The 21,259-nt window shown below is 68.9% G+C and carries 19 protein-coding genes and 1 pseudogene; 5 read left to right on the forward strand and 15 right to left on the reverse strand.

The annotated features are described in order from the left end of the window. Window positions 1–203 precede the first annotated feature (203 nt). Window positions 204–1,598, reverse strand: a pseudogene (locus tag FZ029_RS26620) (PLP-dependent aminotransferase family protein); the annotation flags it as partial. A gap of 142 nt (window positions 1,599–1,740) precedes the next feature. Here FZ029_RS26620 and FZ029_RS26625 point away from each other — a divergent pair. Further along, window positions 1,741–2,601: a DMT family transporter gene (locus tag FZ029_RS26625; RefSeq protein WP_149272687.1), complete on the forward strand. Its 861-nt coding sequence runs from the start codon at window positions 1,741–1,743 to the stop codon at window positions 2,599–2,601. A gap of 10 nt (window positions 2,602–2,611) precedes the next feature. Here FZ029_RS26625 and FZ029_RS26630 read toward each other — a convergent pair whose 3' ends face one another. Beyond that, on the reverse strand, window positions 2,612–4,084 hold the full coding sequence (locus FZ029_RS26630; protein WP_149272688.1) for an L-lactate permease: 1,473 nt from the start codon (window positions 4,082–4,084) through the stop codon (window positions 2,612–2,614). A 185-nt stretch (window positions 4,085–4,269) separates the two neighbouring features. Here FZ029_RS26630 and vapB point away from each other — a divergent pair, with 185 nt between their 5' ends. Together vapB and FZ029_RS26640 are read left to right on the forward strand one after the other, a co-directional pair. Then, complete coding sequence (vapB, locus tag FZ029_RS26635) at window positions 4,270–4,494, forward strand: type II toxin-antitoxin system VapB family antitoxin (protein ID WP_149272689.1); 225 nt, start codon at window positions 4,270–4,272, stop codon at window positions 4,492–4,494. After that, entirely contained in the window at window positions 4,494–4,910 is a 417-nt protein-coding gene (locus FZ029_RS26640) for a type II toxin-antitoxin system VapC family toxin (protein WP_149272741.1), read from the forward strand. Before vapB ends, FZ029_RS26640 begins: the two co-directional genes overlap by 1 nt. Before the next feature lie 15 nt (window positions 4,911–4,925). Here the strand turns inward: FZ029_RS26640 and FZ029_RS26645 are convergent, their stop codons facing one another. The 3 genes from FZ029_RS26645 to FZ029_RS26655 form a co-directional block, all read right to left on the reverse strand. Continuing rightward, entirely contained in the window at window positions 4,926–5,714 is a 789-nt protein-coding gene (locus FZ029_RS26645) for an SDR family NAD(P)-dependent oxidoreductase (RefSeq protein ID WP_149272690.1), read from the reverse strand. Window positions 5,715–5,793: 79 nt separating this feature from the next. Beyond that, the gene (gene ilvA / locus FZ029_RS26650) at window positions 5,794–7,356 is read right to left on the reverse strand and encodes a threonine ammonia-lyase, biosynthetic (RefSeq protein ID WP_149272691.1); all 1,563 of its coding nucleotides are present in this window, start codon (window positions 7,354–7,356) and stop codon (window positions 5,794–5,796) included. A gap of 23 nt (window positions 7,357–7,379) precedes the next feature. Then, complete coding sequence (locus tag FZ029_RS26655; RefSeq protein WP_149272692.1) at window positions 7,380–8,318, reverse strand: LysR family transcriptional regulator; 939 nt, start codon at window positions 8,316–8,318, stop codon at window positions 7,380–7,382. 108 nt (window positions 8,319–8,426) lie between these two features. Between FZ029_RS26655 and FZ029_RS26660 the strand changes: the two genes are divergently transcribed. Together FZ029_RS26660 and FZ029_RS26665 are read left to right on the forward strand one after the other, a co-directional pair. Continuing rightward, window positions 8,427–9,668: an MFS transporter gene (locus tag FZ029_RS26660; RefSeq protein ID WP_149272693.1), complete on the forward strand. Its 1,242-nt coding sequence runs from the start codon at window positions 8,427–8,429 to the stop codon at window positions 9,666–9,668. A gap of 190 nt (window positions 9,669–9,858) precedes the next feature. Beyond that, a complete protein-coding gene (locus tag FZ029_RS26665; protein ID WP_149272694.1) occupies window positions 9,859–10,665 on the forward strand; it encodes a methyltransferase domain-containing protein in 807 nt (268 codons plus the stop codon). Window positions 10,666–10,681: 16 nt separating this feature from the next. Here FZ029_RS26665 and FZ029_RS26670 read toward each other — a convergent pair whose 3' ends face one another. The 10 genes from FZ029_RS26670 to FZ029_RS26715 all read right to left on the reverse strand — a co-directional run bounded on the left by FZ029_RS26670 (window position 10,682) and on the right by FZ029_RS26715 (window position 21,249). Continuing rightward, the gene (locus FZ029_RS26670; RefSeq protein ID WP_149272695.1) at window positions 10,682–12,112 is read right to left on the reverse strand and encodes an FAD-binding oxidoreductase; all 1,431 of its coding nucleotides are present in this window, start codon (window positions 12,110–12,112) and stop codon (window positions 10,682–10,684) included. 5 nt (window positions 12,113–12,117) lie between these two features. After that, window positions 12,118–12,825, reverse strand: coding sequence for an ABC transporter ATP-binding protein (locus FZ029_RS26675; protein ID WP_149272696.1), 708 nt, complete (start codon window positions 12,823–12,825; stop codon window positions 12,118–12,120). Further along, on the reverse strand, window positions 12,818–13,618 hold the full coding sequence (locus FZ029_RS26680) for an ABC transporter ATP-binding protein (protein ID WP_149272697.1): 801 nt from the start codon (window positions 13,616–13,618) through the stop codon (window positions 12,818–12,820). The genes FZ029_RS26675 and FZ029_RS26680 overlap by 8 nt, the downstream gene beginning before the upstream one ends. Next, complete coding sequence (locus tag FZ029_RS26685) at window positions 13,615–14,646, reverse strand: branched-chain amino acid ABC transporter permease (protein ID WP_149272698.1); 1,032 nt, start codon at window positions 14,644–14,646, stop codon at window positions 13,615–13,617. Before FZ029_RS26685 ends, FZ029_RS26680 begins: the two co-directional genes overlap by 4 nt. After that, complete coding sequence (locus FZ029_RS26690) at window positions 14,643–15,521, reverse strand: branched-chain amino acid ABC transporter permease (protein ID WP_149272699.1); 879 nt, start codon at window positions 15,519–15,521, stop codon at window positions 14,643–14,645. The genes FZ029_RS26685 and FZ029_RS26690 overlap by 4 nt, the downstream gene beginning before the upstream one ends. 194 nt (window positions 15,522–15,715) lie before the next feature. Then, window positions 15,716–16,855, reverse strand: coding sequence for an ABC transporter substrate-binding protein (locus tag FZ029_RS26695; protein WP_149272700.1), 1,140 nt, complete (start codon window positions 16,853–16,855; stop codon window positions 15,716–15,718). 105 nt (window positions 16,856–16,960) lie between these two features. After that, window positions 16,961–17,821, reverse strand: a complete 861-nt coding sequence (locus tag FZ029_RS26700; protein WP_247892514.1) for an isocitrate lyase/PEP mutase family protein — start codon at window positions 17,819–17,821, stop codon at window positions 16,961–16,963. Beyond that, the gene (locus tag FZ029_RS26705; protein ID WP_247892515.1) at window positions 17,805–18,368 is read right to left on the reverse strand and encodes a 3-isopropylmalate dehydratase; all 564 of its coding nucleotides are present in this window, start codon (window positions 18,366–18,368) and stop codon (window positions 17,805–17,807) included. Before FZ029_RS26705 ends, FZ029_RS26700 begins: the two co-directional genes overlap by 17 nt. An 8-nt stretch (window positions 18,369–18,376) precedes the next feature. After that, window positions 18,377–19,633, reverse strand: coding sequence for an aconitase family protein (locus FZ029_RS26710; protein WP_149272702.1), 1,257 nt, complete (start codon window positions 19,631–19,633; stop codon window positions 18,377–18,379). A gap of 26 nt (window positions 19,634–19,659) precedes the next feature. After that, complete coding sequence (locus tag FZ029_RS26715) at window positions 19,660–21,249, reverse strand: FAD-binding oxidoreductase (protein WP_149272703.1); 1,590 nt, start codon at window positions 21,247–21,249, stop codon at window positions 19,660–19,662. Window positions 21,250–21,259 lie beyond the last annotated feature (10 nt).

The raw sequence follows: 21,259 nt of genomic DNA on the forward strand, positions 1-21,259 counted from the left end.
CCACCCCGGGGGGGGGGGACACCCGGGCGGGGGGGGGGGGGGGGGGGGGGGGGGGGGGCCCCCCCGGGGGGGGGGGGGACCCCCCCCCCCCCCCGGGGGGGAGGGGGGGGGGGGGGGGGGTGTGCATTGCGGCCCATTCCCGAGAATCCTCCCCGTGCGTCCCCCTCACCCCGACCCTCTCCCCGGGGGGGAGAGGGAGTATTCGCCATCGCGTGCTTCAGGACGTCGAAGATGCGCGGGTTGCCCATCTGGGCGACGTTGAAGCGCAGAAAGCCGGACGCCGATTGCGATACGCTGAACACGTTGCCGGGGGCGAGCACGACGTTCTCGCGGAGTGCCGAGCGGGCGACGTCGGCGGCGTCCTGCCCGTCCGGCAGGCCGCACCAGAGATAGAAGCCGCCGCGCGGCATCAGCCATGGCCGCAGGCCGAGGGCTTCCAGCCGGGCGGCCGTCTCGCGCCGGAGCCGCGCCAAACGGCGGCGGAGACCGTCGAGATGCTTGCGATAGCTGCCGTCGTTCAAGGTCGCGAGGACGAGTTCGGCCGCGGCCGGGCTGGGGCCGCCGAAATTCGTCGCAACCTGCAGATCGACCAGCGCCTCCACCCAGTCCGGCCGCGCCGCGATGTAGCCGCAGCGGATCGAGGCGGACAGCGTCTTGGAGAAGCTGCCGATCCGGATGACGCGGGCCAACCCGTCGAGGGTGGCGAGACGTGGTGACGGTTCCGGCTCGAAACCGGCGAAGATGTCGTCCTCGATGATGGTGAGTTTATCGGCGGAGGGATCATGGGCCGCTGCGGCGCAGAGCAGCCGGTGCGCGGTCTGCGGCGTCATCGTCGCGCCGGTCGGGTTGTGGAGCGCCGAGTTGGTGATGTAGAGGCGCGGCCGGTGCGTCGCCAGCGCCTGGGCGAACAGGTCAATGTCCGGGCCGGTCCGGCCGTAGGGCACGCCGACGATCCGCGCCTGATGGGCGCGCAGCAGGGCCTGGAAATTGAAATAGCACGGGTCGTCGACCAGCACCGTGTCGCCCGGCCGCAGCAGGAAGCGGCAGATCAGGTCGATGGCCTGGGTTCCCGAGGCGGTCAGCAAGATCTGGTCGGCGCCCGCCGCCATCCCTTCGTCGGCGAACTGGCGCGCCAGCAGCCGGCGCAGGGGCAGCGATCCGCGCGTGCCGCCATAATCCGCCAGCAGGCCGTCGTCGGCGCGCGCGAGCTGGCGGATCGCCCGGCGGATCGCCGCGTTCGGCATCCAGTCGGCCGGCAGCCAGCCGCAGCCCGGCTTCAGCATGTCGGCCCCGGCATCCAGCGACTGCCGCGACACCCAGAAGGGATCGATGGCGCGGTCGAGCCTCGGCTCCGCCTCGGCCAAGGCCAGCGGCGGCGTGGCGCCGGCCACATAGAAGCCGGACCCCGGCCGTGACCGGATCACGCCGTCGGCCGCCAGCCGGTCATAGGCCTCCACCACGGTCGAGGGCGATACGCCCATGGTGGCGGCGAAGCTGCGGATCGAGGGCAGCTTTTCCCCCGGTGACAATGTGCGGCTCGCCAACCTGCGGCGGATCGCCTCCATCACCTCGCCGGTGCGTGTGCCGGTCCTGCCCATGATCCGCTCCACCGCAGAGAGAAGTGTACTGATCTATGAACCAGTACAGTTTGGTGGAATTGTATGGGACCGTCACTGTCTCCGCCAGAGGCCATCGCGCTAGGATCGCATTGAAGATTCCGGGGCGCGGAAGGAAAGCGGGATGCGGAAGTCGACGGCGGGATGGGGCAGCGGGCTGCTCGGCGTGCTCATTTTCAGCGGCTCGCTGCCGGCGACGCGGGTGGCGGTCGGCAGCTTCACGCCGCTGTTCCTGACGGCGGCGCGGGCGGTGATCGCGGCGGCCCTGGCGGCGGCGCTGCTGGCGCTGCTGCGGCAGGCACGGCCGGCGCGCCGCGACCTTCCCTCCCTCGCCATCGTCGCGCTCGGCGTCGTCGCCGGTTTTCCCCTGCTGACCGCGCTGGCGCTCCAGCACATCACCTCGGCGCAGTCCATCGTCTTCATCGGCCTGCTGCCGCTGGCCACCGCCCTGTTCGGCGTGTTGCGGGGGAGGGAGCGGCCGCGGCCGGCCTTCTGGCTGTTCGCGATGGCGGGAAGCCTGACCGTCGCCGGTTTCGCCCTGTGGCAGGGCGGCGGCGCTTCGCTGGCCGGCGACCTGCTGATGGTTCTGGCGATCCTGCTCTGTGGACTGGGCTACGCCGAGGGGGCGACCCTGTCGCGCCGGCTGGGCGGCTGGCAGGTGATCTCGTGGGCTCTGGTGCTGGCGTTGCCGGCGATGGCTGTTGCGGCGCTGGCGACCATGCCGGACGACTGGACCGGCATCGCGGCGCCGGCCTGGATCGGGCTCGGCTATGTCTCGGTGTTCAGCATGCTGGTGGGCTTCGTCTTCTGGTATCGCGGGCTGGCGCTGGGCGGCATCGCCGGGGTCGGGCAGCTGCAGTTGCTCCAGCCCGCCGTCGGCCTGATCCTGGCCGGGCTGCTGCTGCGCGAACCGGTCGCCTGGACCATGATCGCCGCCGCCGGGCTGGTCGTGCTGTGCGTCGCCGGAGCGAAGCGGTTCGCCTGAGCGGGGGTGGCTAAACCAGGCCGTGCGCCTTGACGCCGGCCATCACGGCGATGACGGCCAGCAGGGCGAGGATTGTGGCCAGCCCGATCGGCAGAGCGCGGCGGTAGATCGCCCCCTCCGACCGCTCCAGCCCGACGAGGCCGGCGGCGAGCACGATGCGGCCGGGGGTGAGCATGGTGCAGATGCTTCCCGACACGGTCTGGATCGCCGCGATCAGCATCTGCGGCAGGCCGCTTTCGGCGGCGAGGCTCAACTGGATGTGCATCATCAGGGCGTTGGAGGCGGTGTTGGAGCCGGTCAGCATGCCGGCGGCGGCGCCGAAGATCGGGCTGGCCAGCACGGCGAATCGCCCCGCCGCCTCGCGCCAGGCCTCGCCGAACATCGCCGCCCCGCCGGACGCGGCCATGAAGGTGGCGAACTCGACGAAGACCAGCGTGGCCGCCATCGGCACCAGGGCGGCGCGCAGGGAGGCGCGGACCAATTTCCCCGCCTCGGCCGAGGACAACCCGGACAGCAGGATGCCGGCGATCAGCACCAGCCATGTCGCCGGATGGCGCAGCAGCGCCAGCGGCGCCAATCCGCCGAACGGGTCGAGCACCAGCCACCGCCCGGTCCAGTCCGACAGCGGCGGCAGCAGACGGGTCGCCATCAGCGCCGCGATCAGCATCCCGTAAGGCCAGAGCCGACCGATAAGGTCCCGGACGCGGATGCCGCTACGCAGCAGGCGCGGCCCCTCCACCGCCAGCAACAGCAGGCCGGTCGCCAGCCCGCCGCCCAGTTCCGGCGCGACGAACAGGTTGGTGAGCCAGATCAGCCCGGCCAGACAAAGGAGAAGCGCGAGGTCCGACATCCGGTCGGCAAAGCTGGAGCGCAGGCCCGAGGAGTGGATCAGCCCCCAGAACACCGGCAGAAGACAGGGCAGAACCACCGCCATCAGCAGGGCGCTGGCCGTTCCGAGTTCGGTGAAGGACACGCCGATCAGCTCGGCCCCGACCCGCGTGCCGACGCCCATCGCACCCCAGGCGGCCAGGACCTGACTGAACAGGCCGAGCGCCGCGGACTGTACCGGCGGCAGCCCGATGGTGCGCAACATGGCGAGGGCGACGACCAGCCCGACGCCGAACCCGGTCACCGACTCCGCGAAGGGGCCGACCAGGAAGCAGGCGACGAAGACGGCGCGCCGGCGGTTCTCCTGCGCGACCGCGGCGGGCCGGGCGCCGCGCGCCTCGAAGGAGCGATGGAACAGCAGTCCGGCGGCGATGATCGACATCGCATGCCATGCCAGCCACGCGCCTTCCCCCGCCTTGGCCGCCGCCATCCCTAGCACCGGACCGGCCGACGGCTGGGCCGTCGCCATGGTGACGACCATGGTGACGAGCGCCAGCGCCATGCCGACGATCCCCGCGGACAGCAGGCTGACACGGCGGGAGGCAAGCAGCAGGATCGTGCCGACAAGCGGCATCATATGGAAGGCAAGTGGCATGGTGAGGCAGGCGCGTTCCGGTTGGAGAATGCCGGCGCGAACCATGGCCGGAGCCAATGGATACTAATATATCTGTGGTGGCGCAATCATTCTGCCGCCGCTGTGGTGACCGCGTGCCTGGACATCGGTTTCTTGACGCGCAAACAGTCGGGATATACAATAGGGATATACAAAGGAGATGAGCCATGACGGTCCGGACGTCCCTGTTCCAGTCCAACCGCACCCAGGCCGTTCGTCTGCCGAAAGACGTGTCGTTTCCCGCGCATGTCCGCGAGGTGGTCATCCTGCGCGATGGCGCGCGGCGGCTGATCGTGCCGGCCGACAGCGTGTGGGACGACTTCTTCCAGTCTCCCGGCGTCGCTTTCCCCGACCGCGACCAGCCGGAGATGCAGGAGCGCGAGGCGTGGTGATGCTGCGCTATATGCTGGACACCAATGTCTGTATCCGCGTCCTGCGCGACCGTCCCCAGAGTGCCCGCGTCAGGTTCAATGCGGAGGCGGACGGCCTGTGCATCTCGGCGGTGACGCTGGCGGAACTTCTGCACGGTGCGGCCAAATCCGACCGCCCGGCCGAGAAACGCCGGGAGGTCGAACGGCTGACGGCCCGACTGGAGGTGCTGCCCTTCGACGACGAGGCGGCCGGACATTACGGCGACATCCGGGCCGATCTGGAGCGCCGAGGCTGCGCGATCGGCCCGTATGACCTGATGATCGCCGGCCATGCGCGCAGCCGCGGGCTGGTCGTGGTCACGGGCAATCTTGGCGAGTTCGACCGGGTGGCGGGCCTGCGCTGCGAGGACTGGCTGGACGAACCGCGTGGGCCCTGACCGGCTCGCCCGGCCTCAGGCCGGGGTGTCGCGGTGGATCTTGAACGGCGCCCAGGACTGGCTCACCGGCATGATCTCGACGCTGTTGATGTTGACGTGCGGGGGCAGCGAGACCACCCAGCGCACCGTCTCGGCGATGTCCTCCGGCTGCAGCGGGTTGGCGCCGGCATAGAGCGCGTCGTAGGCGTCCTTGTTGCCGCCGGTGCGCACCAGGGTGAATTCGCTTTCCGCCAGACCGGGCTCGATGGAGGTCACGCGCACGCCCTGGGCCGACAGGTCGCTGCGCAGGCCGAGCGAGAACTGCCGGACGAAGGCCTTGGTGCCGCCATAGACGTTGCCGCCGGGATAGGGCCAGCTGGAGGCGACGGAGGCGAGATTGACGATCAGCCCGCGCTGCGCGATCAGCCGGGCCAGCAGCAGCCGGGTGATCGTCACCAGCCCGGTGACGTTGGTGTCGATCATCGTCCGCCACTGCTCCAGCTCGCAGTCCTGCGCCGCCGCGGTGCCGAGCGCCAGACCGGCATTGTTGACCAGGACGGAGATGTCAGCGAACTCCTGCGGCAGCGATTCGAGAGCGGCGCGGGTCGCCTCCTCGTCACGGATGTCGAAGCACAGCGGGTGGACCACCGCCGGCCCGCCCAGCGCCTCGACCAGCGCCTCAAGCCGGTCCCGGCGCCGGCCGGTGGCGACGATCCGCCAACCCTCCGCGACCAGCCGCCGGGCGATGGCATCGCCGAATCCGGAGGTGGCGCCGGTGACGATTGCGGTTTTCGGGGCGGCCGTTTTCGGGGCGGTGTTCGACATAGCGTAATCTTTCCTCATGACGGATTAGGCTCAGGCTTACTGCAACGATGGTCCGGGTCAAGTCCGGCCGCCGCTTCGATCAGCTTGGCTGCGGTTCGGCCAGGAACAGCCGATAGGCCGGGTTGCCGCTCTCGTCCCAGTACGGGTATCCGAGATCGTCCAGGCAGCGCCGGAACCGCGTGCGGTCCTTTTCCGGCACCTGGATGCCGGCCAGCACCCGGCCATAGTCGGCGCCATGGTTGCGGTAGTGGAAGAGCGAGATGTTCCAGTCCTGGGCCAAGCCGTTCAGGAACTTCAGCAGAGCCCCCGGCCGTTCGGGGAACTGGAAGCGGTAGAGCAGTTCGTCCTTCAGCCCGCGAACCCGGCCGCCGACCATGTAGCGGACATGGAGCTTCGCCATCTCGTTGTCGCTCATGTCCAGGACCGGGCAATCGAGACCGTGCAGCAGGTCGATGATCTGGCGCTTTTCCGCGTCGCCCTCGGTCAGTTGCACGCCGACGAAGATCTGTGCCTCGCGGTCGTCGGCATAGCGATAGTTGAACTCGGTGATCGACCGCTTGCCGAGCGCCTGGATGAATTGCCGGTAGGCGCCGGGGCGTTCGGGGATGGTGACGGCCAGCAGCGCCTCGCGCCGTTCGCCGATCTCCGCCCGTTCGGCGATGTGGCGCAGCCGGTCGAAGTTCATGTTGGCGCCGCTCCCGATCGCCACCAGCCCCTTGCCCTGCAGCCTTTCGCGCTCCGCGTATTTCTTGAGGCCCGCCAGACCGACCGCGCCCGATGGTTCGGTGATGGCGCGGGTGTCTTCGAAGATGTCCTTGACGGCGGCGCAGATCTCGTCGGTGTTGACGGTGATGACCTCGTCCAGCAGCTCGCTGCACAGCCGGAAGGTCTCGGATCCGACCTGACGGACGGCGACGCCGTCGGCGAACAGCCCGACCTGATCGAGCTGCACGCGCTTTCCCGCCGCGATGGCCGCGCCCATGCTGGCCGCGTCGTCGGGCTCCACGCCGATCACCTTCACGTCGGGGCGCAGGAACTTGACGTAGGCCGCCACGCCGGCGGCCAGCCCGCCGCCGCCGATCTGCACGAAGATGGCGTCCAGCGGGTGCGGATGCTGGCGCAGGATCTCCATGCCGACGGTGCCCTGGCCGGCGATCACGTCCGGATCGTCGTAGGGGTGGATGAAGGTCAGCCCCTTCTCCGCCTCGATCTGCCGCGCATGCAGATAGGCGTCGTCGAAGACGTCGCCATGCAGAACGACCTTGCCGCCGCGGCTCTTGACCGCCTGGATCTTGATGGCGGGCGTCGTGCGCGGCATGACGATCACCGCCTTGATCCCCAGCTTCTGCGCCGACAGCGCCACGCCCTGGGCATGGTTGCCGGCCGACGCGCACACCACCCCGCGCTCTCGCACCTCCGGGGAGAGGCCGACCATCTTGTTGTAGGCGCCGCGCAGCTTGAAGGAAAAGACGGGCTGCAAATCCTCGCGCTTCAGCAGCACCGTGTTGTTCAGGCGCTGCGACAGCCGCGGCATCGGATCGAGCGGGCTTTCGATGGCGACGTCGTAGACGCGCGCGGTGAGGATCTTGCGGACATACTCGTGCATGAACATCGGCCTTCCTGAACAGGTCGCGGCGACCATAGCAAATCCGGCCCGGTCTTGCGCTATGGCGCCTGTACCGTGCGGAAGGCGATTGGAACGGCAACGCGCATCACCTCGATGAAGCGGCGCAGGCGGGCCGGCTGGTGGCGGGACGGCGGATAGACCAGACTGACGGGCAGGGTCGCCGCGCGCCAGTCCGGCGCCAGCTGCACCAGCCGCCGCGCCGCCAGATCGTCCACCAGCGCCCATTGCGAACCGATGGCGGCGCCCAGCCCGAGAATCGCCGCGTTGCGGATCGCCTGCAGCCCATCGGTGGACAGGCGCGGCCGGATGGGGAAGCGGGCCGTCTCGCCGGTTCCGGCATGGGTCAGTTCCACCTCGTCCCGGTAGAAGGTGCGCAGCGCCAGCCAGGGCAGCTCCGCCAGTTCGTCCGGATGCCGCGGCAGCGGCCGGTCGCCGAGCAGGTCGGGGGAGGCGACGACGATCCGCGGCACCTCCGCCAGCCGCAAGGCGACGACCGAGGGGTCGGCCACCTCGCCGACGCGGATGGCGCAGTCGATGCCCTCGCCGATGAAGTCCGGCATGCGGTCGTGCAGAAACCACTCCACCGTCATCCGCGGATAACGACGCAGGTAATCCGCCACCGGCCCGATCAGCTGCTGCTGCCCGAAGGCGTGCGGCGCCACGATCCGCAGATGGCCGGACGGCTGGTCGTCGGCCCCGCGCACGTCGCTTTCCAGCATCTGCCAGCCCGCCAGCAGATCCTTGGCCCGCTCGTAGCAGCGGGTGCCGTCCTCGGTCAGGTTCATCCGGTGGGTGGAGCGTTGCAGCAGCCGGATGCCCAGCAGCCGCTCCAGCTGTTGCAGCCGTCGGCTGACCGTCGGCTGGGTGCTGCCCATCTGTGCCGCTGCGGCCGACAGGCTGCCGGACTCGACGATGCGGACGAAGGTCTCAAGCAGGGCGATGCGGTCGCTGCCGACCGCGGAGAGATCAGCGCTCATACGTACAACGTATAGCAAATCTACACTTGCTTCGACTACCGTTCGATCAGACCGGCCGCCATACTTTCCCTCAATCACGCACTCGCACGTCCTTGAGGGGATAGACCGATGTCAACCATTCAATCCGCGCATGCAAGCTCAATAACCGGCCCGATGATTTCGGCGTCGGCGCGCGACACCGGGATCGGCCGGCCGCTGGTCTTCCTGCTGGCGGCGGGCGCCGGTCTGGCGGCGGCGTCGCTCTATTACAGCCAACCCATGCTGGGCATTCTCGGCGCCGACATCGGGGCGGCGGACCGGACGGTCGGCTGGGTGCCGACGCTGACGCAGCTGGGATACGCCGCCGGCATCCTGTTGCTGGCGCCGCTGGGCGACCGGTTCGATCGCCGCCGGATCATCCTGGCGAAGGTGGCGGTCCTGGTCGCGGCCCTGCTGGCGGCGGGCTTCGCGCCCTCCATCGGCGGACTCTTGGCGGCAAGCCTGGTGATGGGCCTGTCGGCGACGCTGGCGCAGGACATCGTTCCCGCCGCCGCGACGCTGGCCCCGGCCGAACATCGCGGCCGGGTGGTCGGCACGGTGATGACCGGGCTGCTGCTGGGCATCCTGCTGTCGCGGGTGGTCAGCGGAATCATCGCCGAGCAGTTCGGCTGGCGCGCCGTGTTCGTCGCCGCCGCCGGCAGCATCGCCCTGCTGGGGGCCGCCCTGTGGCGCGGACTGCCGCGCTTCACGCCGACAACCGATCTGGGATATGGCCAACTGCTCGGCTCGCTGGTCACGCTGTGGGGCAATCATCCCGGCCTGCGCCGGGCGGCCATCGCGCAGGGCCTGCTGTCGCTGGGCTTCAGCGCCTTCTGGTCGACGCTGGCGGTGATGCTGCATGGCGCGCCGTTCCATCTGGGCGCCGCCGCCGCGGGTGCCTTCGGTCTGGCCGGCGCGGCCGGTGCGCTGGTGGCGCCGGTCGCCGGCCGCATCGCCGACCGCCGTGGCCCGGCCCTGATGACCCGGCTGGGCGCCGGTCTGGCCGTGGTTTCCTTCGCCGCCATGGCCCTGTCGCCGCTGCTGCCCGAGGGGGCCCGCCTGTGGCTGCTGGTGGCGAGCGCCATCGGCTTCGACCTGGGCGTCCAGGCCTCGCTGATCGCCCACCAGACCATCGTCTACGGCATCGACCCGGCCGCCCGCAGCCGCCTGAACGCGGTGCTGATGGTCGGCATGTTCATCGGCATGGCCGCCGGCGCCACGCTGGGCAGCCAGGCGCTGGCCGCCTGGGGCTGGAACGGCGTGGTCGCCGTCGCCACCGCCGCCTCGGCCGCCGCGCTGGTCCTGCGGCTCCTCACCCGGTCGGACCGCTGAGCCATCCATTTTCCACGAAGACCGCAAGCCCCCCGGAGCCATGCCGCGTCGCATGGCTCCGGGGGCCTTTTCGTTGCGATTTCGTCGATTGCCGGATCCAAGGAGAATGCTTCCGCCCCCAAATGGCCGTCGCCCGCATCGTCGGCGGGGAATATGTTGAGCGATCCCGCATTTTGAAATGGGGGGCGACATGGCTGACGTGGACAAGGCATTCGCGGGGGCGATTCCAGCGCTCTATGACCGCTATCTCGGCCCTCTTCTCTTCGAACCCTACGCGCGCGACATGGCGCGGCGGCTTGCGGGGATGGAAGGGCGGATTCTGGAAACAGCGGCCGGAACCGGGATCGTGACACGGGCCATGGTCCAGACACTGCCGGCAAGCGTCGAACTCGTCGCGACGGACCTCAATCAGCCGATGCTCGACCATGCAGCGCAGAAACTGGACGCACCGCAGGTGACGTGGCGGCAGGCGAACGCCCTGAGCCTGCCCTTCGAGAGCGACAGCTTCGATGCGCTCGTCTGCCAGTTCGGCGTGATGTTCTTTCCGGACAAATCCGCGGGTTTCGCCGAAGCGCGCCGGGTGCTGAAACCGGGCGGCCGATTCCTGTTCAGCGTGTGGGACCGGATCGAAGACAACGAGATCGCCGCGGTCGTCAGCGCCGCCGTCGCTACGGCCTTTCCCGATGATCCGCCCGGCTTCATGGCGCGGACGCCGCACGGCTACCATGACACCGGGCGGATCCGCGACGAACTTCAAGGAGCCGGCTTCTCCGACATCGGGATCGAGACTGTGACCCTGCGCAGCCGCGCGGCGACGCCCGCCGATCCGGCGACCGGCCTTTGCCAGGGAACGCCCATGCGCCTTGAGATCGAAGCGCGGGATGCAAGCCGTCTCGACGAAGTGACGAATCTCGCTGCCCAGGCTGTCGCACGGTACTTCGGTGACGGCCCGATCGACGGCAAGATCCAGGCGCATGTGATAACGGCGTTGGCCTGAGCGAGCGGCGCAGTCGTCAGTGTCGGGCCGCCACCACCTTGCCCGGATTCATCAGTCCCTGCGGATCGAAGAGGCGCTTGATCCCCTGCATCAGCGCCATCTCCGCCGGGCCCTTGAACGCCGCGAGCGCGTCGCGCATGCTTTGGCCGATGCCATGTTCGGCGCTGATGGTGCCGCCGAGTTCGATGGCTTCGCGGTGGACGGCGGCGCTGACCGCGTGGGCGATGCGGTCCAGCGGTTCGGCCGATGTCCGGAGGCTTTCCGGCAGAATGGCGACCAGATGGATGTTGCCGTCGCCGATATGCCCGACCGCCACCACGCGGGCGTCGGGCCGTACCGCCTCGATGGCCGCGGTGGCGCGGGAAACGAAATCGGGGATGCGGGCCACCGGCACCGCGGTATCGTGGCCGATGACGATGCCGCTCTTGCGGTTGGCCTCCGACACGCTGTGGCGCAGCTTCCACATCGCATTCGCTTGGGCCTGGCTGCGGGCGACCGCCGCGTCGGCGATGCGTCCGTCCTCCAGGCCGGTTCCCAGCAAATCCTCAAGCCGTCCGGCAAGATCCAGTCCCTGCATCGGGTCGGTGACTTCGACCAGCAGGTACCAAGGCATGACGGTGCTGAGCGGCCTGACGTTGCCGGGCACATGGGTCAGCACCGAGGCAAGCTGCGCCTCCGACAGGACTTCCGCCGTGGTCACCCGGTCACCCAGCGCACCGCGCAGTTGGGCGAAAACCTGCAGGGCCGCTTCCAGAGAGGGCAGGGCGAGGAAGCCGGTGGCGACACTCTGCGGCCGGGGAAACAGCTTCAGCGTCGCCGCGGTGACGATGCCCAGCGTTCCCTCCGCCCCGATGAACAGATGCTTCAGGGCGTAGCCGGTGTTGTCCTTGCGCAGGGCGCGCAGCCCGTTCCACAGGGTGCCGTCGGGCAGCACCACCTCCAGCCCCAGCACGAGGTCGCGCATCGGGCCATAGCGCAGGACGGCGGTGCCGCCGGCATTGGTGGCGATGGTGCCGCCGATCTGGCAACTGCCCTCGCTGCCCAGGCTCATCGGGAACAGCCGGCCGGCCTCCTCGGCGGCGGCCTGGACGGTGGCCAGGGTGCAGCCGGCCTCCACCGTCAGGCTGTCGCCGATGGGATCGACCTCGCGGATGCGGGTCAGGCGCGCCAGGCAGAGCACGAGGCTGCGGCCGGTGCCGTCGGGGATGGCGCCGCCGACCACGCCGGTGTTGCCGCCCTGCGGCACCAGCGGTGTGCCCGTCTCCGCGCACAGCCGGACGATGGCCGCCACCTGCGCCGCATCGGCCGGCCGGACCACCGCCAGCGCGGCGCCACGGTAGCGCCCGCGCCAGTCCGCCAGGAAGGGCGCCATGTCGGCCGGCTCCGCCAACACATGCGCAGGCCCGAGGATTTCCCGCGCCCGCTCCACCACCTCCGTGCCGGACATGGTTGTCACAGCCCGAGATAGGCTGTTTTGATGCGCGGATCGGCGAGCAGGGTCTTGGCCGAATCCTCCATCACCACCCGCCCGGTCTCCAGCACATAGGCGCGGTCGGCCAGTCGCAGCGCCAGATCGACCCGCTGTTCGACCAGCAGGATGGTGATGCCGGCGCCGTGAAGGTTCTTGATGGTGTCGGCCAGGGTGTCGACGATGATCGGCGCCAGCCCCAGGGTCGGTTCGTCCAGCATCAGGCATTTCGGGTTGGCCATCAGCCCGCGCCCGAAGGCGACCAGCTGCTGCTGTCCGCCGCTCATGGTGCCGGCCTTCTGGGTGCGGCGTTCGGCCAGGATGGGGAACAGCTCGTAGACCCAGCGCAGCCGCTCGGCGAATCCCATGCTGCCCGGCCGGCCGCGCAGCGCGCCCAGTTCCAGATGCTCCAGCACCGTCATTTCGGGGAAGAGTTGGCGGCCTTCCGGCACATGGACCAGCCCGCGTTCGATGACCTGATGCGGCGCCAGCCGGTCGATGCGCTCGCCGTCGAAGGTGATCGTCCCGCCGCTCGGCCGCAGCAGGGCGGAGATCGCCTTCAGCGTCGTCGTCTTGCCGGCGCCGTTGGAGCCGACCAGCGTCACCAGTTCGCCGTCCTCGACGGTCAGCGAAACATTGTGGACCGCCTCGCGGTGGCCATAGCGGACCTTCAGACCTTCGACCTTAAGCATCGACCGGCTCCCGTCCCAGATACACGCGGATCACTTCCGCGTCGTTCAGCACCTGTGCCGGCGCCCCTTCGGCGATCTTCACCCCATGGTCCAGCACCACCAGCCGGTCGCAGACGCTGGCGACCACGCGCATGTGGTGCTCGACCAGCAGCACGGTAACGCCGCGGGCGCGGATGCGGCGGATCATTTCGACCAGCCGCTGGCCCTCCTCCGGGTTCATGCCGGCGGCCGGCTCGTCGAGCAGGAGCAGGCGCGGTTCGGCGGCCAGCGCGATGGCGATCTCCAGCCGGCGCTGCTCGCCGTAGGACATGGCGTCGGCCAGCGTGTCGGCCCGGTGGTCCAGGTCGCAGAAGGCCAGGATTTCCATGGCCTTGCGCCGAAGCTCCGCCTCTTCCCGCCGGTAGGCGGCGTTGCGCAGGATGGCGGCGCCCCAGCCGGTCCGCGTGGTGCGGTAGGCGGCGCTGCGCACGTTGTCGAGCGCCGTCAGGCTGGGGAACAGGCTGGTGATCTGGAAGGTGCGCGACACGCCGCGCTGGCCCATGACGTGCGACGGCGCGCCGGTGCAGTCCGTGCCGTCGAAGCGGATGCTGCCCGACGACGGCGGCAGCGAGCCGCCCAGCATGTTGAAAAGCGTCGTCTTGCCGGCACCGTTCGGCCCGATCAGCCCGACCACTTCGCCCGCCTGCACCGTCATGGTGACGTCGCGCACCGCGGTCAGGCCGCCGAAGATGCGGGTCAGGTTGCTGACCGCCAAAATCTCTTTTGCCGGGATTTCTTGAGCGGCGGGGTTCATTTCGCACCTCCCTCGGCGCTGGGCAAACTGGTGGGGGCCGCCGGCTGGGTGTTTTCCGACTTGTGGGTATTGTTGCGCCAGCGCTGCCACAGGCTGACCAGCCCGCCCGGCAGAAAGACGACCGTCCCGGTCAGCAGGGCCGCGAAGATGACCATGCGCAGCGGACCGGCGACGCGCAGCGATTCCAGGAGGCCGATATAGACCAGCGCCCCCAGGATCGGCCCCAGGATGGTGCCGCGCCCGCCGATGATGACGACGATGATGAGGGCGGCGACATTGTGGACGCCCATGATGTCGGGGGTGATGACCCGGATATAGTGGGCGTAGATGGCGCCGCCGATGCCGGCGATGGCGGTGGCGGCGACGAAGCCCAGCAGCTTGGTGTGGAAGACGTTGATGCCGAGCGAGGCCGCCAGCGGCGCATTCTCGCGCACCGCCAGGAAGGCGCGGCCGGTGCGGCTGGTGACCAGCGCATGGCAGAGCCAGGCGGTCGCCAGCACCAGCGCCAGCACCAGATAATAGGTCGGGCGGGCGCTGTCGAAGGCCAGCGGGCCGATCGCCATCGGCGGGATGTCGGTGATGCCCATGGGCCCGCGCGTCAGGTCCACCCAATGGTTGGTGATGGTGAACAGGATGGCGCCGAAGCCCAGCGTCAGGATGGCGAACTGCGGACCGACCACCCGCAGGGCGGCATAGCCGATGACCAGCCCGAACAGTGCAGCCACCAGCCCGGCCAGCGGCAGACCCAGCAGCGGCGGCAATCCCAGCTGCGTCGAGAGGATGGCGGAGGTATAGGCGCCGACGCCGACGAAGGCGGCATGGCCGAAGGTGAGTTCGCCGAGATAGCCGATGACGATGTTGAGGCTGAGCGCCAGCAGCGCATACAGCATCCACAGCACCAGCAGATGTTCCAGATAAGCGTTGCCGGCGAGGAAGGGCAGGACGGCCAGCGCGGCCACGCCGCCGCCAATGGCCAAAGGCTGCGCCAGGGGTTGGCCCAGGGAATGCCCGTTTGTGTTGGTGTTCATCGCAGACCCCGCGCCGTGCTGAACAGGCCGTTGGGGCGCCACAGCAGGACCGCGATGATCATCGCGTAGCCGATCGCCTCCATGAAGCCGAGGGAAATGTAGCCCCCGCCCAGCGATTCGATGACGCCCAGCAGCAGGCCGGCGAACAGGGCGCCGGTGACGCTGCCCAGACCGCCCATGATGACGACGATGAAGCCCTTCAGCACCGCCCAGTTGCCGATGGTCGGGAAGATCATCACCGTGGGGCCGACCAGCGCGCCCGACAGCGCCGCCAGCCCGCAGGCCAGCGCGAAGGTGTAGGTGTGGACCAGCCCGATGTTGATGCCGGTCAGCGCCGCGCCGTCCGGGTTCTGCGCCGTCGCCCGCATCATCTTGCCGAAACGCGAATAGCGGATGAACAGATAGACCGCGACCAGCGCCACCACCGCGGCGGCGAAGACCAGGACGCGCTGCTGGGTCAGCGTCACCGTGCCGATGTCCAGCACCTCGTCGGCGAACGGGCTCTCGACATATTTCGGGTCGGCGCCGAACAGCAGTTCGCCGCCGTTGGCGATCAGCAGGGCCAGACCCAAACTGGACAGCAGGATGGTGAATTCATGGTCGCGGCGCAGCGGCCAGAAGATCAGCTTGTTGGCGACGACGCCGAGCCCCGCCACCACCACGGCCGAGATCGCCGCCGCGGCGATGTAGTCGAGCCCGAGCAGGGTACCGACGAAATAGGTGATGTAGGCGCCGAGCATATAGAACTCGCCATGGGCGAAATTCACGATGCGCAGCACCCCGAAGACCAGCGTCAGCCCGGTGGCGATGAGCACATAGGCCATCCCGTTGACCAGGCCGTTCGCGATCTGCTGGGCGAAGACGATGAAATCCATGTCGATTCTTCCTGTCGGGAGTCCCCCTCTCCCGCCCCGGGAGAGGGAAGGGGCCCGCCGCGAAGCGGTGGGAAGGGTGAGGGGTGCTCCAAGGAACCATGCGCTTCCGGATTCTTGGGCTCCCCCTCACCCTCCCCACTTCGTGGGTCCCCTCCCTCTCCCGGGACGGGAGAGGGCTTTTCGCGATCGGCCGCTCAGTCCCGGACGCTGACGATCTGCTTCTTCTGCACCTGCACCAGATGGATCGCCTGGCTCGCCTGCCCCTTGTCGGAGAAACGCAGTTCCCCCATCACGGTCGGGACCGACTGCGACTTCAGGGAGGCCGCGATCTTGTCGTAGGCGCGCGGGTCGCCGCCGGCGGCTTCGATGCCGAAGGCCAGAACCTGAACCGCCTGGGCGCCGAGCGCGGCGATGAAGGACGGGTCGTTCTTGTAATCCTTGCGATATTCCTCCAGCCACGGCTTCAGCGACGGGGCGCTGCCGTCCTCGGTGAAGGGCGAGGCGGAGTAGACCTGCTCCAGCGAATTGCCGGACAGCTCGACCAGCTTCGGGTTCATGTTGCCGGCCGACGCGATGACCTTGCCGCGATAGCCGGTCTGCTTGATCTGCCGGTAGATCGTCGCGCCCTGCGAGGTGTTGATCGCGGCGACATAGATCGCGTCGGCGATCAGCGACTTCAGTTTGGTCAAGGCGGTGGTGAAGTCGGTGTCGGTGCGGTTGTAGAACTCGTGCCCCTTCACCTCGATCCCGCAGGCGGTCAGCAGCTTGGTGTAGTTCTCCAGCTCCAGCCGGCCCCAGTCGTCGTTGACGTTCATGAAGGCGATGGACTTGGGCTTGATGCGGTCGCAGATCGCCTTCGAATAGAACTCCGACATCATCGCCGATGTGGCGTTCAGGCGGAACAGGTACTTGTGTCCTTCCTCCGTCACCTTCGGGTGCTGGGAGCTGGTCATGACGGTGATGATCTTGTCGCGCGTCACTTCCTTCATCGACAGGGCGACGGCGCTGAACCAGCCGCCGATAATCATATCGACGTTGTCCTGCTCCATCGCCCGCTTGGCGGCGCTGACGCCGTCCTCGGGGGACCCCTTGTCGTCGTAGGTCAGCAGTTCCAGCTTGCGGCCGGCGACGCCGCCCTTGGCGTTGATGACCGCGGCCATCGCCTGCGCGCCTTCCAGGCCGAGCTGGCCTTCGAAGGCGCCGGTGCCGCTCATCGGGCCGATGACGGCGATGCGGACCGGAGGCTGCTGCGCCTGAGCGCCAGTGGTGACGGCAACGGGAATGGCCAGGGCCAGGGCCGCCGCGGCGGCAAGGAGAGTGCGCCTACCGAACATGGGGTTCCTCCGTGGATTGGTCGTCTTTTGCCTGGCCGTCTTTTGTTCGGCCGACTTTTGGTTGGCCCTTGGTTCCGGCGGGTGGTGCCCGCCGGCAAAGGATCGTCAGGCGGTCTTCAGGTAGCGCTTCTGCAGTTCCTCGATCTGCGGGAAGCCGATGAAGTCGATGAAGCTGTTGTGGTCGGTCACCGGCCGCGGCAAATCGCGGGTGGAGCGGCGTTCGGCCAGCGCCGCCAGATTCTCCTTCAGCGCCGAGGCGACGGTCATCAGCGGCACCAACGCGTAGGTCGCCATGCCGGCCACCTCCTCGACCTCGTCGGCCGACAGCTTTTCCAGCCAGCCGAGCAGCTGCAGCGACAGCGGCACGCCGACCGCTTCGCGCATGGCGCGCAGTCCGTCGATGTCCTTGAAGCACTTGCTGATCGGCTGGATCATGTCGGCGCCGGCGGCGACATAGGCGCGCCCGCGCTCCATGGCGGCGGCCGGATCGACCACGTCGGTGCGGGCGATGATCAGCATGTTGGGATCGCGCCGGGCTTCGGCCGCCGCCTGGATCTTGGCGACGCCCTCGTCCATCGGGATCACCTCGACCCCGCCGACGCAGATCGGGCAGCGCTTGGGCGCCACCTGATCCTCCATGATGACGGCGGAGACGCCCGACGCCTCGAACTCGCGGATCGTGCGCATCACGTTGATGGCGTTGCCGTATCCGGTGTCGATGTCGGCGATGACCGGGACATTGACCGCCGACACCACGTTGCGGACCACCGTGAGGTTCTCCGACATGGTGTACAGCTCGGCGTCCGGCTGGCCGAGGAAGGAGGCCGAGACGCCGAAGCCGGAGGTCATCAGCGCGTCGAAGCCGGCCGCCTCGATGAAGCGGGCGGACAGGGCGTCATAGGCGCCGGCCGACCAGACGGTCTTCTGCGCCAAAACGCGGTTGCGGAATTCAGAGCCCCGAGACATTGGCATGGTCCTTCTGTTCGCGTTGCTGGGCCGCCTGCCGCTTCAGGAAGGGGACGAGGCCGCCGGCCTCGATCATCTCGGCATCCGCCTGCGGCAGCGGCTCATAGGGAATTTCGGTGCCTTGGGTGTGGTTGCGGACCACGCCCGCCGCCCAGTCCACCTCGATCTCGTCCCAGCGTTGGACGAAGCCGAGGATTCCGGGGCAGCTGACCTGCGGGAAGCCCATGCTGACCTCGCCGCGCCAATAACCGGGGGAGAAGGACTCCGCGATCACCCCGGCGATGCCGAGATGACGCATCGCCTTCATCGGCGGATAGTGCGGGTGGCCGTAGCCGAAATTGTCGGCGCCGACCAGCAGGTCGCCCGGCCGCACCGATTTGGCGAAATCCGGGTCGTAGCTCTGCATGGCGAGCTGCGCCAGTTCGGCCACGTCGGTGATCTTGATGTTCTTGACGCCGACGATCTGGTCGACGTCGAAATTCACCTCGTCGAAGATAAAGGCGACGCGGCCCTTCATCGCCGGCATTTGCAGTGTGGCTTCGCTCATCGCCGGCCTCACAGGTAGGGGCGCGGATCGGCGATCCGGCCCTCGATGGCGGAGGCGGCGACCACCGCGGCGTTGCACAGGTAAATCTCGGAGTCCGGGCTGCCCATCCGGCCGCGGACGTTCAGCGTGCCGGTGGACACCGCGCGCTGGCCTGCCGTCATCGTCGCGATGCGGCCGAAGCAGTAATCGCAGCTGGGGGAGGAGACGAAGGCGCCGGCCTCCACCAGCGTGGACACCAGCCCCTCGCGCGCCGCCGCCGCCATCAGCTCCTGGCTGGTCGGGACGATGTGCAGCGAGACGCCGGTCTTGACCCGCCGGCCTTCCAGCACCTTGGCCGCCGCCCGCAGATCCTCCAGCCGGCCCGATGCGCAGGATCCGAGATAGCCGGCATTGATCTCCAGACCGAGGAACTCGGTCAGGTCGCGGGTGTCCGCCGGGGTCGGGGGCACGACGACGATCGGCTCAAGCTCCGACAGGTCGATGTCGTGAACGGCGGAGTAATGCGCGTCCGCGTCGCTCGACACCGGCTCCAGCCTCTTGCGGGCGCGGGGCAGGGCGTAGTCCAGCCGCACCGGGTCGGGGTTGACGATGGCGGTCAGGGCGCCGGTGAACATCGCAAGGCCGGTGATGGTCTGCAGCCCCTCCGTCGACATCGCCGCCACCGACGGGCCGCCCAGCTCCAGCACCTGGAAGCGGCAGGAACTCGGCCCCAGACGGCGCACCAGATGATGGAAGACGTCGCGCGCCATCACGCCGGGCCGCAAGCTGCCGCGCAGGTTCACCCGCACGGTGTCGGGCACGCGGATCGACACGGTGTCGCTGACGAAGGCCTCCATCACGTTGCGGCGCAGACCGATGGCGAGGGTGCCGAAGGTGCCGAGCTGGCTGACATGGCCGTCGAAATGGACGACGAAGGCGCCCGGCGTCGCATAGCCGACCTCGGCCGCCACCTGATGGCCGATGCCGTGCCGTTCGAACAGCGGCACATCGTTCTCCGCGCACCAGTTGCGGGTGTTGATGTGAAGCTCTTCCTCCTTGGCGGTGGCGGTCGGCACCATGTGGTCGATGAAGATGCCGAAGCGTTCCGGCTCCGCCACCCGCTCGATGCCGAAATCCTCCTTCATCGTCTTGAAATAGACGTCGGTGTAGCCGGGGAAATCGTAGGCCAGCACGAAGTCCGGCTTCGCCTTGATGTCCTGTCCGGCGCGGACGGCGGGCAGCCCCGCCGCGCGTGCCAGGATCTTCTCGGTGATGGTGTAGCCCATGGCGTGGATGTCTCCGCTCCCGGTCCTCAGCGGCCGAGGCCGAGGGAGCCGGGATTCATCAGCCCCTGCGGATCGACGGCGCGTTTGACGCCCTCCAGCAGCGACCAGGTTTCGGGGGTCATGATCTCGCGGAACGGATAGTCGCGGGCGACCTGCCAGCTGACGCCGCCCAGGCTGCAATAAAGCTCTTGCGTGGCGCGTCGCAGTTCCGCCACCGCGTTGCGTGCCGCCGGGTTGGCCGGGCGGTCGCGCCAGGGCTTCACCACCTCGTCGCCCAGGCTGGCGGCGTGCAGCGGCGTGATCTCGTCGGTCCAGTAGAAGGCCGGCTCAAGGAAGAAGTCGTTGCCGACCGTCATGGTCATCACCGAATAGATGATGCCGTGCTGTTCCATGAAGCCGCGCTTCTCCGCGAAGAAGGCGTCGTTGGCGGCGACCACCTTGTCGGCGTCGCCCAGCGGGAAGATGGCGTGGATCGGAACCCAGCGCTGGCCCTCGCGTCCCAGCATGCCGCGCACCGGCCCGAAGGGCTTGGAGCGCATCACCTTCGGCACGCTGTTCTCGATCTCCTTGCCGTGGCGGGCGCCGATCTCGCGCACCGTCTGCATCGCCTCGCGCAGCTGGGTCTCGCTGCGCCCCTCCACCACCAGATGGAGGGTGAAGTTGTGCTCCTTGAGGAAGGCGGTGCCGGCGGTGGCGACGCTCAGCGCCTCCTTGGCGCCCTGGAACAGCGACTTGCCGGCCTTCGCCACATTGCCCAGAGTCTTCAGCCCGTCCGACAGCTTGTTTACGCTGGCCGAATGCTCGACCTTGGTGCGGTCGATGCCGAAGCCTTCGGAGACGCAGCGCGCCCGCGCCATCTCCACCTGCGCCGCCGCCATCGCCTGCATGGTGGCGAAGCCGAAGGACAGGAAATCGGTGTGCTCCGGCCGGCGGTGGAGGCGCAGCGTCGCCGCCACCTTGAAGCCCATGGCGCCGTTGTCGCCCAGGAACAGGCCGGTCAGGTCGGGACCGCCGGAGCGGGTGAAGGGCTTGGTTCCGACGCGCCCGCCCGATCCGGTGGTGACGACGCGCCCGTCGGCCAGCACCACGGTGACGCCCAGCACGCTTTCCGCCACGGTGCCGTGCAGGGCGGAGCCGAAGAAGGCGCTGTTCTGCGACAGGGCGCCGCCGATGGTGGCGTTGATGCCCGACAGCGGCCCCCAATAGCCGGTGCGCAGGCCGGTGCCCTCCAGCGCCTCGTTCAGCGCGGCCCAGGTGCAGCCGGTCTCCACCGTCACATACAGGCTGTCGGTGTCGAGATCGAGGATGCGGTTCAGCCGGCGGCTGTCGATGACGACCGAATTCGGGCCTTCGGGCAGGTAGCCCTTGGTGTAGGACATGCCGCCGCCGCGCGGCACAACCGCTACCCCGGCGTCATGGGCGGCGCGCACGGTGGCGGCGACCTGATCGCGGTCGCGCGGCAGGGCGATGGCGAGCGGTGCGATGCCCGGCTGCCAGAACACGTCGTTGGCGTAGAAGTTACGGCTCTTCTCGTCATCCAGCAGGCCGTCGGGCCCAAGGGCCGTGCGCAGGGTGTCGAGCAGCGTGGCCGGGCCGTCGAGGGCGGCAATGCTCATGGGGATGTCC

The sequence above is a fragment of the Azospirillum sp. Sh1 genome, assembly GCF_008365135.1.
In the GTDB taxonomy this organism is placed as follows: domain Bacteria; phylum Pseudomonadota; class Alphaproteobacteria; order Azospirillales; family Azospirillaceae; genus Azospirillum; species Azospirillum oryzae.

Bases quoted from the DNA above. Each gene is read 5' to 3' on its own strand.
- FZ029_RS26625 (WP_149272687.1), top strand. From the start codon at position 1,741: ATGCGGAAGTCGACGGCGGGATGGGGCAGCGGGCTGCTCGGCGTGCTC.
- FZ029_RS26630 (WP_149272688.1), bottom strand. From the start codon at position 4,084: ATGCCACTTGCCTTCCATATGATGCCGCTTGTCGGCACGATCCTGCTG.
- vapB (WP_149272689.1), top strand. From the start codon at position 4,270: ATGACGGTCCGGACGTCCCTGTTCCAGTCCAACCGCACCCAGGCCGTT.
- FZ029_RS26640 (WP_149272741.1), top strand. From the start codon at position 4,494: ATGCTGCGCTATATGCTGGACACCAATGTCTGTATCCGCGTCCTGCGC.
- FZ029_RS26645 (WP_149272690.1), bottom strand. From the start codon at position 5,714: ATGTCGAACACCGCCCCGAAAACGGCCGCCCCGAAAACCGCAATCGTC.
- ilvA (WP_149272691.1), bottom strand. From the start codon at position 7,356: ATGGTCGCCGCGACCTGTTCAGGAAGGCCGATGTTCATGCACGAGTAT.
- FZ029_RS26655 (WP_149272692.1), bottom strand. From the start codon at position 8,318: ATGAGCGCTGATCTCTCCGCGGTCGGCAGCGACCGCATCGCCCTGCTT.
- FZ029_RS26660 (WP_149272693.1), top strand. From the start codon at position 8,427: ATGTCAACCATTCAATCCGCGCATGCAAGCTCAATAACCGGCCCGATG.
- FZ029_RS26665 (WP_149272694.1), top strand. From the start codon at position 9,859: ATGGCTGACGTGGACAAGGCATTCGCGGGGGCGATTCCAGCGCTCTAT.
- FZ029_RS26670 (WP_149272695.1), bottom strand. From the start codon at position 12,112: ATGTCCGGCACGGAGGTGGTGGAGCGGGCGCGGGAAATCCTCGGGCCT.
- FZ029_RS26675 (WP_149272696.1), bottom strand. From the start codon at position 12,825: ATGCTTAAGGTCGAAGGTCTGAAGGTCCGCTATGGCCACCGCGAGGCG.
- FZ029_RS26680 (WP_149272697.1), bottom strand. From the start codon at position 13,618: ATGAACCCCGCCGCTCAAGAAATCCCGGCAAAAGAGATTTTGGCGGTC.
- FZ029_RS26685 (WP_149272698.1), bottom strand. From the start codon at position 14,646: ATGAACACCAACACAAACGGGCATTCCCTGGGCCAACCCCTGGCGCAG.
- FZ029_RS26690 (WP_149272699.1), bottom strand. From the start codon at position 15,521: ATGGATTTCATCGTCTTCGCCCAGCAGATCGCGAACGGCCTGGTCAAC.
- FZ029_RS26695 (WP_149272700.1), bottom strand. From the start codon at position 16,855: ATGTTCGGTAGGCGCACTCTCCTTGCCGCCGCGGCGGCCCTGGCCCTG.
- FZ029_RS26700 (WP_247892514.1), bottom strand. From the start codon at position 17,821: ATGTCTCGGGGCTCTGAATTCCGCAACCGCGTTTTGGCGCAGAAGACC.
- FZ029_RS26705 (WP_247892515.1), bottom strand. From the start codon at position 18,368: ATGAGCGAAGCCACACTGCAAATGCCGGCGATGAAGGGCCGCGTCGCC.
- FZ029_RS26710 (WP_149272702.1), bottom strand. From the start codon at position 19,633: ATGGGCTACACCATCACCGAGAAGATCCTGGCACGCGCGGCGGGGCTG.
- FZ029_RS26715 (WP_149272703.1), bottom strand. From the start codon at position 21,249: ATGAGCATTGCCGCCCTCGACGGCCCGGCCACGCTGCTCGACACCCTG.